The following is a 14,234-nucleotide window of genomic DNA, read 5'->3' on the forward strand; positions in this document are numbered from 1 at the left end:
TTTGCAATACATTTCAAATTTTTCTACTAATTATTTAAATTTCCATATATAAATTAAGGAGTTATATTCATGTATAAACAATTACTAAAAAACGCATTACAAATTGTATTCATTGTTATTTTTTGTACAAAATTTAGTACTGCCCAGGTGGTTACTATATCGCCCGCTTTTGCAACGGCTGATGATAATAATGTTGTGATTACTTTTGATGCTTCATTGGGTAATGCAGGCTTGTTAGGTGAGTCAAATATATATGCACATACGGGAGTTATAACGGATAAAAGCACATCGGGAAGCGACTGGAAATATGTATTAACGGACTGGTCTACCAATTTACCAAAAGCATTATTAACACGTGTAGGTTCCAGTTCTGTTTATAATTTAACCATTGGGAATATCAGAACTTTTTATGGCGTTCCTGCTACTGAAAAGGTATTGAAAATAGCCTTGGTTTTCAGAAATGCCAATGGCTCTAAAACAGGTAAAACAGTTTCGGGTGGCGATATTTTTATAGACATCAGCCAAGGTTCTTATCAGGTAAAATTAAACAACCCTATAAAAGCTTCTTTCTTCAATGCCGGTGATAGTATCAGTATTAGCTGTTCTGCCTCACGACAAAGTAACTTAGAGTTGTATGCCAATGGTGTTTTATTGCGTTCTGTCGCAAATGACTCTGCTTTACTTTATAAAAACACAATAGATAGTATAGGTACTGATAGAATTGATTTGGTTTTGAAAGGTGATTATAATGGAGATATAGTTTACGACTCGTCTTATGTTATTATTAAATCAGGGAGTAATGTGCAAATTCCTCCTGCAGGTACGGTAGATGGTATTAATTATATCAATGATTCAACCGTTACTTTACAAATTTTTGCTCCTCTTAAAACATTTATTTATGTGATTGGCGATTTTAATAATTGGGAATTAAAACCCCAATATAAAATGAGCAGAACGCCCGGAGCGGAAAGATTTTGGATAACAATTACCGGGTTGAAGAAAGGTGTTGAATATGGATTTCAATATGCCATTGATGAAGTTCAAATGCGTGTGGCGGATGTTTATGCGGAAAAGATTTTAGACCCTAATAATGATGTATGGATACCTGAAATAACGTACCCTAATTTGAAAAAATACCCGGTAGGTAAAACAACCGAAATTATTTCGGTATTACAAACCGGGCAAGCACCATTTGTGTGGCAAACAACTAATTTTGTGAAGCCGCCAAAAGAAAAGTTAGTAATATATGAGTTGCTGTTAAGAGATTTTATAGGCAGACACGATTTCCAAACTTTAAAAGATACGCTTGATTACTTACAACGATTGGGTGTAAACTGTATCGAGCTAATGCCTATTACAGAGTTTGAAGGCAATGAAAGCTGGGGTTATAATCCAATGTTTCATTTTGCTATTGATAAGTATTATGGCACCAAACAGGCTTTTAAAGAGTTTGTTGATGAGTGCCACAAGCGTAAAATGGCTGTGGTTTTAGATATGGTATTGAATCATTCATTTGGGCAAAATCCCCAAGTAAGAATGTACTTTGATCCTAGTGCGGGTCAATTTGGACAACCTACGGCAAACAATCCATGGTTTAACCAAACAGACAAACACCCATATGGAGTTGGATATGATTACAACCATGAAGCCCAACCGACTATTGATTTTGTAAACAGGGTAAATCATTTTTGGCTTACTGAATATCATCTTGATGGTTATCGTTTTGATTTATCTAAAGGGTTTACACAAAAAAATACTTTTGGGAATGAGGCTGCCTGGAATGCTTACGATCAATCAAGAGTAAATATCTGGAAAAAGATTCGTTCTGAAATAATTAAACACTCACCCGATGCATACTTAATATTAGAACACTTAGCTGATAATGATGAGGAGAAAGTATTGGCCAACGAAGGTTTTATGATGTGGGGTAAAATGACAAGTAATTATGCGGAAGCAGTTATGGGTTACGATAATTCAAAGGCCAATTTAAGCTGGGGCGATTACAAAAGCCGTCAGTATAACTCGCCTAACTTGGTTACTTATGCAGAAAGCCATGATGAAGAAAGAGTAGTAGCAACTTCGCTCCAATATGGAAGGGTTCAAGGAACCTATAGTACAAAAGATTTAAATACTGTTTTAAAAAGGGTAGATGCTTACCATGCATTGCTTTTACCTTTAATAGGACCAAAAATGATCTGGCAGGGTGGTGAGTTGGGTTACGAAGTTTCTATCAACACAAACGGTCGTACCGGAAATAAACCTTTTAACTGGAGCTCTTTAACCAACAGCATTAGGAAAAAAGCATACGAAAATATCAGTAAGCTCAATAAACTAAAACAACATGTAAGCTTCTCATCAAATAACTATACTTATAGTACCAGTTCGGTTATTAAAACATTGAAAGTAAACCATGACAGCATGAATACGATTATAACCGGTAATTTTGATGTAATAACTATCAATGCAGCATTTGCATTTCAGCATACAGGTTGGTGGTATAACTATATAACAGGCGACTCTGTTAATATTACAGATGTTAATACTTCATTTTTACTACAAGCAGGGGAATACAGAGTATTTACCGATAAAAACATTTATGAACAGCTAAATACAACTGGGATTAAAAATGTAAAAGAAGACCTGTCAGAAAAGTGGAATTTATATCCAAACCCAAGCAATGGAAAAGTAAATATTATAGTTGATTTTGAAAACTATTCTAACTTAGAATTAGGCATTTATGATATTGTTGGAAAAAAAGTTTATAATATTCAAACCAAAAACCAATACATTTATGGTGCGCAAGAATTTGAATTAGATATAACCCATTTACCTAAAGGTTTATATTTAGTAAAAGCAAAAACCGACACTAGCGAGTCCATTAAGAAATTGATTGTTAATTAAATATATACTTTATTGAATAAAATTTGAAAATGTAGTTTTTGTCAGATTTTACGTTTTAAGTCCAGCTATATTTAATTACCAGTTTATTGAAATTAAAATATATCCATATGAAGAGAAAATTACTAGTATTATTTGTAGGTATTTTTATTGTTTCTGTATCCTTTGCGCAGAGTATTAAAGGAAAAATAGAAGATGAAAAAAAACAACCGGTAGTTGGAGCTACAGCTATTATTGATGGCACAAAAAAGGGTGGGTACACTGATGCCGAGGGTCTTTTTGAAATTAAAGATGTGCTGCCCGGGACTTACAAATTAAAAATTTCAAGTTTAGGCTTTAATACCATTTACAAAGATGTAGAAGTTACCGCAACAGGTGCTTTTGTTGCTTTATCGATGAAGGAAGACCAAAAGAAACTGGATGAGGTGGTAGTAGTTGGTTATGGTGTACAAAGAAAGCGTGAAGTAACAGGCTCCATAGCAAAAATTAGCGGAAGAGAATTAAATGACATGCCTGTACCTAGTTTCGAATCAGCATTACAAGGAAAACTAGCCGGTGTAAATGTAACTACGGGAAGTGGTTTAGCCGGTTCTGGAGCTGTAGTTAGGATTAGAGGTATAGCTTCCATTGGTGCTGGTGGCGATCCTTTATATGTTGTTGATGGAATTCCGATTACACAAGATTACTTTTTAAATGGCAATAGTGGGGGAATGAATAACAATCCTTTGGCTTCTATAAATCCGAACGATATAGAAAGTATCGATGTTTTGAAAGATGCGGGAGCAAGTGCTATTTATGGTTCGAGGGGAGCTAATGGCGTTATATTAATTACTACCAAACGCGGTAGAAAAGGTAGTAAAAAAGGACCGAGTGTTAATTTTACAGCTACCATGGGAACATCGCAACCAACAGCTTTGCCTAATATGTTAAATACACAACAATATTTACAATTACGTCAGGAAGCTTGGGAAAACGATGGCGGAACAGGCAGAGTTTGGTTACCGGGTTATTCATCAGCTCAGTCAACAGCAGCAGCACGAGAAGCAGCCTATTTAAAAGCAAGTCAATACAATACTGATTGGGTAAAATTAACTACACGCGTTGGCTTTAAACAAAACTATGATTTATCGGTAAGTGATGTGTTTAAAAAAGTAAGTTATTATGCCGGAGTTTCTTACAGCAACAACGAAAGTTTTTTAGTAGGTAATAGTTACAATAGGCTTGCCGGCCGATTAAATTTGGATTTTAAAGTTAGTAAGAAAATAAAAGTTTCGACCAATTCAAGCTTGGCACAAGGTAATAATTTCCGTGTTAACAGCGGTTGGGCCGGAGGTTTGGGGGCTGCTATGAGTGAGGCATTGCCTATTTATCCGGTAAAATTTGGCGGACCTAATGGAGATAGTGCTTATTTCAGGGGTGGCGTAAACCCTATAATAGCGCAAGAACAAAAAACATGGAGAGTGGGTGAAACCAGGACCATTAACAATATAGCTGTTGATTACAACCCAATAAAAAATTTATACTTTAGAGCGCAGGGTGGTTATGATTACATGCAATTGTTAGATGACCAATACGATAGCCCGCAATTATTAAACATTGCCGATTCCGCAGGAGGTAATGCTAACAGAACGGCTACTTTCACTAATAATTTAAATTACTTTATTACCGGAACTTATAATTACAACCCAACGGACAATCATAAGTTTAGTTTTATGTTGGGTAATGAGTTTCAGAAATCAACCGCTTCAACCAGAACACAAAGAACAGAACATACATCAGGTCCTTTTTACGAAAAAGAACCTGATTCGTTATATGCTAACCAAACAGCTCCCGGTAATGCATGGGCTTTTTTAAGCTACTTTAGCCGTATTAATTACTCATATAAAGACAAGTATTTTGCACAGGTAATTTTACGTGCAGACTGGTCATCACGTTTTGGCGAAAACTACCGCGTTGCATTTATGCCGGCTGTTTCGGCCAGTTGGGTTTTAAGTGAAGAAAAGTTCTTACGCACCAATAAGACCATTTCATTTTTAAAATTACGTGCCAGTGCCGGAAGAAGCGGTAACTCCAATATAAATGGAAATGCTCGTTTCTTAACATTCAGAACAGATGGTTTGTATAACCAACAAGCCATTACTTATCCAACGCAAGCACCTAATGAAAATTTACGTTGGGAAACATCGTTAATTTGGGATGCGGGCGTAGAGTTGGGTTTATTTAACGATAGAATTTTTACTACTGTTGATTATTTTGATAGAAGAGTAACCGATGCTATTATTGAAAATTTAGCTATCTCTCCTTCAACAGGTATGGATCAATACACAGCCAACGTAGGTAAAATAACCAACAGAGGGTTAGAGTTTGGAATTAAAACAAGAAACCTGGTTGGTAAATTCAGATGGAGTACAGACTTTAACATTACCAAAATATGGAATTCAATTGATGATATAGGTGCTTACTCGCAAGATGCTGTTAGTGGAGGAACCAACGATACACGCCCAATTATTGGAAGCCCGATTGGTACTAATTATTTAGTAAGATTTAGCCATATAGATAAAGCTACGGGATTACCAGTATATTTAGACGTAAATGGTAACCAAACAAGTACCTGGGATATTAATAACAGGGTAGGCGTTGGGAGTGTTTTACCGGATGCTTCAGGTGGTATGACCAATACCTTTTCGTACAAAGGTTTTGATTTAAGCGTATTGATAAACTTTGTTATTGGTGGTAATATATATGAATCGTCAGCTAAACGACAATTAGGAGTAGTTTCTAACTGGAATATGAGAACAGATTTATTTGACAGATGGCAAAAACCTGGCGATGATGCCCAGTTTGCCAGATTAACTTTAAACGAAGCCAATTATGGGTCAAATACAGTATGGATTAATACTGACCAGTTTTTATACAGTGCTTCATTTGCCAGGTTACGTAACGTAACATTGGCTTATAATTTACAACCCAAAGCTATTAAAAAATTAAAATACTGCCGCTCTGTTCGTATGGCAATTATTGCAACTAATATTTTAACCATTACCAAATATCCGGGCTTAGATCCTGAGATAGCGCGTGATTTCGAAAATGCGACAGATAGAAATATGAGTCCGAATATTACTTATTTAACTCCGCCACAAGAGCGTACTTATTCATTTCAAATAAATATTGGATTTAACTAGGGAGGAAGCAGAAGATGAAAAACAGAAATAAAATAACAATTATATTTAGCATACTATTAATAGGTTTAGGCTCTTGTACCAAATGGACAGAAATAAAACCGGAAGGATTTTTATTAGAAGGTGAGGCAGTTAAAAGCGGTCAAGATGTAATAAAAATAGTAAACTCAACTTACGATGCTTTAGCCAACAGGTTAAATGGTAATGCGCAAATTTATAGCGATTTGTTAGGTGATGAATTAGCAGATTATAATATTAATGGCGACAGAAGAGAAATGTACACAAGAGGTGTAATAGCCTTTAATGCTACAGCAACCGATAATTACAGGGGAATTTACCGCTGTGTGTTCCGTGCCAATACTTGCCTGGATTATATTCAAAAGTTTAACGACTTAACTGAAACTCAAAAAAGCACTTTAGAAGGAGAGTTAAAATTTATCCGGGCTTTATCGCATTTTGAAATAGCTAAATTATATGCGCATCCAAAAGGTTCGTCACCATTAATTGATGGTAATAAAACCCAATCAGGTATTCCGTTACGTAAAAAAGTATCTATCGATCCTGTATTGAGAAGCACCATTAACGAAATGTACAGCTATATTGAAGAAGATTTATTAGCAGCTATATCATTATTGCCAAACAGCAACCCGGCTAATACTACCCGAAAAGTGTATGCTGATAAAATTGCAGCTAAAGCATTATTGGCCAAAGTATATTTTCAAAGCAATCAATACCAAAAAGCCATTGATATACTAAACGATGTATTAAGCGATAATGCTTATCAATTAAGCGATAGTTTAAATCACTTTGACAATGCAAGCTTTAGTAAAGAATATTTGTTTCAATTTGTAAGTACCGGAACTGGCGATAACAGAGCAGCAGGATATACAGGAAATTACAGAAGCGATAATGTAGCCGTACCTAATATGCAAATTTCAAAACTGGCATACGACTACATGAATCAAGATACTACTGACAAAAGATTGGGTTTAATTAAAGTAATAAACAAAGGAAAGCCTGAAGAAGTATATGGCTCTAAAAAGTTTGATTACGACTTTTTTGATGTACCTTATTTATTGTTAACCGATATGTATTTAATGCGCGCTGAAGCTTTGGCTATTACCAACCAAAACTTAACAACTGCTGCAACCGATGTGAACAAAATTATATCAAGGTCATATATAACACCTGCACCTAAATTATTGACAGGAGCAGAATTACCGGATGTGATAAAAGCAAAAGTAAGAGATGAAAGACGCAGGGAGTTTTTATTAGAAGGCGATAGAATTCAAAGCTTTAAAAGAATAGGAGCTAATGGAGAAACACAGACACCAAATACAATCAGAAATGCTGAATTTAACTGCAATGGTCTTGTTTTTGCTTTTCCACAAACAGAGGTAACTATTGGGTTTACTCAGAACCCAACACAAGCATGTAACTAGTTAAAAAGGGAACGAATATGAAAAAAGCGATAATAATAGCAAGTATATTTTTAGGCATAATAGCTTGCAAAAAAGATATAAAAGACCTTGGCACACCATCGAGTAAAGTTGACGGATTGCAAGCCAAATGGGTGTTAAAAAGATGTTCAATGGTGGATGAAGTTTCGTTAACCAAAGAAACCATAAAAATGGGCGATTACTTTACCGTAAAAAACATTGCCTACACACAGCCCAATATTAAGTTTGAAACACTTAACGGAAGCAGAGTGTATACAGTTGATACTACTAACGTATTGGTTAATTTTTTCCAGACACCAACAGGCGCATGGAATTTTGACAGCGATGAATTTCCAACAGAAATAGTATTTACACCAACAGGCGGCACTGCATTTACATTGCCACTTGGAGGGTCAATAAGAACGGTAGACCAGGTTTTAAAACTACGTAAACCCGTTTATTGTGGTGGAGAGTTAAAGTTTTCTTATGTTTTAGAGTTTGAAAGAAATTAAGAGAAAGAAGAGGACACTAATATGAAAAAGATAATAGCCATAACCGTACTGTTTTTAAGTTTGTATAGCAATAAACTAGCTGCTCAAGCCTATTGGATTGAACCGGAAAATCCGGATGTTACCAAACCAATAAAAATATATGTTGATGTGAGTAAAACGACCAATACAAGTTGTAAGGACAATCCCGGACCATTTTATATATGGACTTGGAAGCCAAAAGAGCACCCCGTTGGGCACCCACTAAGAAATGGTCTTGGTGAACAAGAATGGAAAAACTCAAACGAAGCATTGAAAATGACTAACGATGCGACAAAGGGGCCATTTGTTTGGTATTACGAAATGACACCAACCGAATTTTACGAAACAAACGCGGCCGATGTTTATAAAAACGGAATCTCTTTATTAGTAAAACCAAAAGATGGTGGAGGATTTGGTGACCCTGATATAAAAACAGAAGATTTAAATTTCACTATAGAAGCTCCAAAAACAGACAGAGGCTCATTTTATACGGTTCCTGCCTTTGCTTTCCCAACCGAAATTGTAAATTTTGTTTACGATAACAAAGTAGAAACAAAAGCTACCATGAAAAATCTAGGTGCTGATTCTGTATATATATTACTAAAAGCCAATACTATTGATACCGTAACAGCAGTTACCAAATCATACCAAGTAAAAACAATTTTTACTATTTCAGATAATGACCAGTTAAAAATGCTTTACGAAGGAGATGGCGTATTTAAGTATTCCATATTACCATACCAATTTTTCTCTATGCCTAAAAACTTAAAAATTATTGATGTGGAAGTGTTTATTGTAAAACTAGGCTGGACAGGTATTGACGACCAAAGTGATATGATAAAAGTGAAATTTGGCGTTTGTAATTAAAATATAAAAAGAATTATACAAACAAAAATGCAACTTCTCGAAAAGAAGTTGCATTTTTGCGTTTTAAACATAAGCATTTCATCATTGAACGCATATATTCACAAAAACAGGGTATTCATTTCTTTATACTTTTTTGTTTTACTCATATTTACCTTGTTGCTCATATTGAGCAGCAGTGAAAATATAAGTTTGCTAATTAACAGTAAGCACAATCCCTTACTTGATTTGCTTATGAAATATATTACCCACTTAGGTGAGGGTTGGTTAGCTGTTCCGGTTTGTTTGTTTATACTTTATAAGGATAGGAATTTAGGCATAGCCATTTCATTAATTTGTATTTCCAGTGCACTTATCACCCAGTTTAACAAACATTTTGTTTTTGACAATGCTTTGCGCCCCTCACTTTTATTGAAAGAGTTTAACCTGCATTTTGTAGAAGGTGTTGAAGTATTAGAGTATCATAGTTTTCCTTCGGGGCATACCACAGCTGCATTTGCTGTATTCTCCACATTGGCTTTTATTTATACCAAACCCAAATTTCAAATTGCTTTTTTAGCACTCGCTATTATCATTGCCTTTTCGCGCATTTATTTATTACAACATTTTTTACGCGATACCATTGTAGGATCCTTAATTGGTTTTTTAACAGCATTTATTTTATTTTGGATATTGGTAGAAAAAAAAGAAGTGCTTAAAAGCAACAGTAGCAATGTATAAAGTTATAGCAAAGCATCCTTATTTTTATGTAGCAATTTGGGGTCTTTTATTATTTATCCCTTTTTTAGGCAATGTACATTTGTTTGATTGGGACGAAATAAATTTTGCTGAAAACTCACGCGAAATGTTGCTTACAGGAAACTACCAGCAAGTGCAAATTAATTTCCAGCCCTTTTGGGAGAAACCACCTTTATTCTTTTGGCTGCAAACCATATGTTATCATATATTTGGTGTGAATGAATTTGCCGCAAGACTACCGAACGCGCTGGTTGGTATAACCGCTTTATTAGCGGTTTTTTATGTTGGTAAAAAGTATTTCAACAGTCAGTTTGCCTGGATTTGGGTTTTATGTATTACCGGTAGTTTTACACCACATTTATACTATAAAAGCGGAATCATTGACCCCATTTACAATCTGTTTATAGCGGCAAGCATATTCCAGTTTTTTTTAATTGCAAAAAGTAACTCCTTTAAACAAAAAAACATCCATTCGTTATATGCCGGTTTATTAATTGGAGCCGCTATTATTACCAAAGGGCCGGCTGCTTTGCTTATATGTATTCTATCCATAATAGTATATGTTGCTATCAATAAGTTTAAATTCTTTTTTGGCTTAATACAAGTATTTATTTGTGCTTTAGCAGCGTTTGCGGTAAGTGCAACATGGTTTGGCTGGGAGTTAATGCAACACGGAAGTGTATTTTTAAAAGAGTTTATTTTATACCAGATAGATTTATTTAGAAACCCCGTAGCAGGACATGGACAACCTTTTTGGTACCACCCTTTAGTAGTTTTATTAGGTTGTTTTCCTATTTCCATTTTAGCTATCAATTTATTGTTTAAAAGAAAACTAAACGATTTAAATCCGCCTCAGGCAGCCATTTTCAGATGGAGTCAGGTTTTATTTTGGGTAGTACTTATTTTATTCAGTATAGTTAAAACAAAAATTGTTCATTACTCATCAGCTTGTTATTTGCCTTTAAGTTTTTTAGCTGCTTATGCCATTAGTCAGAGCTTAATTAACAAAGAAACAGTAGCACCCTGGAAACGTTATTTTATATTGATAGCAGGTGTATTATTAGGCATATTGCTTTCATTGATTACGTTAATAGATTTATTTAAGGGTAGCCTATTACCTTATATTGATGATGATTTTGCAAAAGCATCATTAAGCATAGATGCCAACTGGAGCGGTTTTGAAGTGCTATTTGGTTTTGTATTTATTGCCATTATTACGGTGAGTGTATTTTATTTAAAAAGAGTAGAATTAACAAAAGCATATTACGGCTTACTCGTTATGATTTCACTTTTCTTACCGCTTTACATGGCTTTTGTAGTACCTAAAATAGAGCAATATTCGCAGGGGCCGGCTATTACCATGTTGCAAAAAATAGCCGATGAAAATTGTTATGTAACTACCTTGGGCTATAAAAGTTATGCGCATTACTTTTATGGCAATGTAAAACCCTATAAAAACGATTCGGCCAGGAGCAACAATTGGTTACTCACCGGTAAAATAGATAAACCCGTTTATTTTCTTTTACATGTAAACGATACGCAAAACCATACCAACGAGTACATGCATATAGTTGACCAAGAAGGTGGTTTTTTAATGATGCAAAGAAACCCTCAATAAATTTCAATTTACCCAATTAAAAATAGCAACATAAATTCCTTTACAAGGAACTTTTTAAGTAATGTTGCGTTTAGTATATAAATGAGTCAGTCAAACAATAAAAACATAGTTATTAAGGGCGCTCGCGTTCATAATTTAAAAAATATAGATGTTAACATTAAACGAAATGCTATAACCGTTGTTACCGGTGTTTCGGGTTCAGGCAAATCAAGTCTGGTATTTGATACCCTATATGCCGAGGGACAAAGAAGGTATGTAGAAAGTCTTTCCGCTTATGCACGCCAGTTTTTAGGTAAAATGAATAAGCCTGATGTTGACTATATTCATGGCATTTCACCATCTATAGCTATAGAACAAAAAGTAAATACACGCAATCCGCGTTCTACCGTAGCAACCTCTACCGAAATATACGATTATTTAAAGCTGTTATTTGCCCGTATTGGTGTAACTTTTTCACCTATAAGCGGTCAGGTGGTAAAACGCCATACCATTGAAGATGTAGTTCATCATATTTTATCGTTACCCGATTCCACCAAAGCTTATTTGTTAGTGGAGATAAAAACAGAAGCTTCCGAGTTAAAGAAAAAATTAGAAGTTTATCTGCAAACAGGTTTTAACAGGTTATGGGTAAACGAAGAAGTAATTGATATTGAAGATTATATTGCTGGTCAAAATAAAATAGTCACACCAAAAACAAAAAAAGGTAAAGCTCAAGATGGTGAGATAGTATCAACCGCTCCATTGTTTTTATTGATAGATCGTTTTGCAGTTGTGCAGGATGATGAAGATTTTTTAAACCGTATTTCAGATTCCATACAAACTGCATTTTTTGAAGGGGAGGGCGAATGTGTTTTAAATGTATTGACAGAAAACAATACCTACGAAAGCACCATTTTTAACAATAAATTTGAGCTGGACGGAATAAAATTTGAAGAACCAAGTGCTAATTTCTTTAGCTTTAACAATCCTTATGGTGCCTGTAAAACATGCGAAGGTTTTGGTAATGTAATTGGTATTGATGAAGATTTAGTTGTTCCGGATAAAGGCTTATCAATTTTTGAAGATGCTATTGTGCCCTGGAAAGGTGAAAAAATGCAAGAGTGGAAACAATCGTTTTTACAATACGTGCGTAAAAATGATTTCCCTATTCATAAGCCTTACTTTCAATTAACCCAAAAACAAAAAGATTTTTTATGGCGGGGAGAAAAAGCCTGGGCCGGTATAGATGGATTTTTTAAAGAGCTAGAAAAACAAACCTATAAAATTCAATACCGTGTTATGTTGGCTAGGTATAGAGGTAAAACAACTTGCTACGATTGCAGAGGAACACGCTTACGTAATGACGCCAACAATGTAAGGTTAATTTCAGCAACAGATTATGCCCAATTAAATCAGTTAAAAGTAACGGACGAACACATGTCGCTATCTGTTTTAATGCTTATGAGTATTGACGATTGCGTAGCATACTTCAAACAGTTAACTTTATCAGAAACACATTCCAAAATAGCACAACGCATACTAACAGAAATAACAAGCAGGCTTAACTTTTTACAAAATGTAGGCTTAGGCTATTTGTCGTTAAACCGCTTGTCCAATACATTAAGTGGGGGCGAAACCCAGCGTATTAATTTAGCTACCTCACTAGGCTCAAGCTTAGTTGGTTCCTTATATATTTTAGATGAGCCAAGTATAGGTTTACACCCGCGCGATACAGAAAACTTAATTAAAGTACTGCATACACTTTGCAATATTGGTAACACCGTAGTGGTAGTTGAGCACGATGAAGAAATTATGCAAACCGCTGACGAGATAATTGACATAGGCCCCTTAGCAGGTATTCATGGTGGGCATAAAGTTTCGCAAGGCAATATTGATTTTATTAAAAACGATAAAAATAGCTTAACAGGAAAATACCTTTCCAATGTAGAAAGAATAGAAGTACCGGGTAAGCGGAGAAAGTGGAAAGATGCCATTGAAATAAAAGGAGCAAGGCAACATAACCTGAAGGGTTTCGATGTAAAGTTTCCATTGCATACTTTTACTGTTGTAACAGGTGTTTCAGGTAGCGGTAAAACCACTTTAATCAAAAAAATACTATATCCTGCGGTTCAAAAGCATTTAGGTAATTACAGTGGCGAAAAAACCGGAGCTCATGAAAGTATAACAGGTAGCATCAAATCAATTACACAAGTTGAAATGATTGACCAAAACCCGATTGGAAAATCGAGCAGGAGTAACCCGATTACTTATATTAAAGCCTACGATGCCATCAGGGATTTATATGCACAATTGCCTATTTCAAAAGCACGCGGATTTAAACCACAACACTTTAGTTTTAATGTAGAAGGAGGTCGTTGCGAAACTTGTCAGGGCGAGGGGGAAGTAACTATCGAAATGCAATTTATGGCCGACATACACTTAACATGTGAGGAATGTAAAGGCCAGCGTTTTAAAGAAGAAGTATTAGATGCCAAACACAATGGCAAAAGCATTAGCGATTTATTGAGCTTAAGTGTTGATGAAGCATTGGAATTCTTTCATGATGAAACAAGCATAGCCAATAAAATAAAACCACTGAGCGATGTCGGCTTGGGTTATATAAAATTAGGTCAGTCAAGCAATACATTAAGTGGAGGAGAAGCGCAAAGAGTTAAGCTGGCATCGTTTTTAGGCAAAAGAAATAGCACCGAGCATATCCTGTTTATTTTTGATGAACCAACCACAGGATTGCATTTTAACGATATCAAAAAACTATTGGCCTCATTCAATGCATTAATTGATCAAGGGCATTCCATTATAGTGATAGAGCACAATATGGATGTGGCTAAATGTGCAGATTGGATTATTGATTTAGGTCCACAAGCAGGCGAAAATGGTGGCAATTTGGTTTTTGCCGGTTTACCGGAAGACTTAATTAATAATACAGAAAGCTATACTGCTCAATACCTAAAAACGAAATTGGTATAAA

General features: G+C 35.2%; 8 protein-coding genes. All 8 read left to right on the top strand.

All coding sequences use genetic code 11. From position 1 onward, the window contains the following. Window positions 1-69 precede the first annotated feature (69 nt). The 8 genes from V4538_12450 to uvrA all read left to right on the top strand — a co-directional run bounded on the left by V4538_12450 (window position 70) and on the right by uvrA (window position 14,233). On the top strand, window positions 70-2,901 hold the full coding sequence (locus V4538_12450) for an alpha-amylase family glycosyl hydrolase (GenBank protein MES2381847.1): 2,832 nt from the start codon (window positions 70-72) through the stop codon (window positions 2,899-2,901). A 107-nt stretch (window positions 2,902-3,008) separates the two neighbouring features. Then, entirely contained in the window at window positions 3,009-6,080 is a 3,072-nt protein-coding gene (locus V4538_12455; protein MES2381848.1) for a SusC/RagA family TonB-linked outer membrane protein, read from the top strand. A 14-nt stretch (window positions 6,081-6,094) separates the two neighbouring features. Beyond that, window positions 6,095-7,519, top strand: coding sequence for a RagB/SusD family nutrient uptake outer membrane protein (locus V4538_12460; GenBank protein MES2381849.1), 1,425 nt, complete (start codon window positions 6,095-6,097; stop codon window positions 7,517-7,519). 17 nt (window positions 7,520-7,536) lie between these two features. Beyond that, complete coding sequence (locus V4538_12465; protein MES2381850.1) at window positions 7,537-8,028, top strand: DUF5004 domain-containing protein; 492 nt, start codon at window positions 7,537-7,539, stop codon at window positions 8,026-8,028. A 21-nt stretch (window positions 8,029-8,049) separates the two neighbouring features. Beyond that, complete coding sequence (locus V4538_12470) at window positions 8,050-8,913, top strand: hypothetical protein (protein ID MES2381851.1); 864 nt, start codon at window positions 8,050-8,052, stop codon at window positions 8,911-8,913. 231 nt (window positions 8,914-9,144) lie between these two features. Continuing rightward, the gene (locus tag V4538_12475) at window positions 9,145-9,630 is read left to right on the top strand and encodes a phosphatase PAP2 family protein (protein ID MES2381852.1); all 486 of its coding nucleotides are present in this window, start codon (window positions 9,145-9,147) and stop codon (window positions 9,628-9,630) included. Continuing rightward, complete coding sequence (locus tag V4538_12480; protein ID MES2381853.1) at window positions 9,623-11,266, top strand: glycosyltransferase family 39 protein; 1,644 nt, start codon at window positions 9,623-9,625, stop codon at window positions 11,264-11,266. Before V4538_12475 ends, V4538_12480 begins: the two co-directional genes overlap by 8 nt. 81 nt (window positions 11,267-11,347) lie before the next feature. Further along, entirely contained in the window at window positions 11,348-14,233 is a 2,886-nt protein-coding gene (uvrA, locus tag V4538_12485; protein MES2381854.1) for an excinuclease ABC subunit UvrA, read from the top strand. Window position 14,234: the final 1 nt, after the last annotated feature.

The organism is Bacteroidota bacterium (assembly GCA_040388375.1).
Taxonomy (GTDB): Bacteria; Bacteroidota; Bacteroidia; order UKL13-3; family UKL13-3; genus JAAFJM01.

Bases quoted from the DNA above. Each gene is read 5' to 3' on its own strand.
- V4538_12450 (MES2381847.1), top strand. From the start codon at position 70: ATGTATAAACAATTACTAAAAAACGCATTACAAATTGTATTCATTGTT.
- V4538_12455 (MES2381848.1), top strand. From the start codon at position 3,009: ATGAAGAGAAAATTACTAGTATTATTTGTAGGTATTTTTATTGTTTCT.
- V4538_12460 (MES2381849.1), top strand. From the start codon at position 6,095: ATGAAAAACAGAAATAAAATAACAATTATATTTAGCATACTATTAATA.
- V4538_12465 (MES2381850.1), top strand. From the start codon at position 7,537: ATGAAAAAAGCGATAATAATAGCAAGTATATTTTTAGGCATAATAGCT.
- V4538_12470 (MES2381851.1), top strand. From the start codon at position 8,050: ATGAAAAAGATAATAGCCATAACCGTACTGTTTTTAAGTTTGTATAGC.
- V4538_12475 (MES2381852.1), top strand. From the start codon at position 9,145: ATGAAATATATTACCCACTTAGGTGAGGGTTGGTTAGCTGTTCCGGTT.
- V4538_12480 (MES2381853.1), top strand. From the start codon at position 9,623: ATGTATAAAGTTATAGCAAAGCATCCTTATTTTTATGTAGCAATTTGG.
- uvrA (MES2381854.1), top strand. From the start codon at position 11,348: ATGAGTCAGTCAAACAATAAAAACATAGTTATTAAGGGCGCTCGCGTT.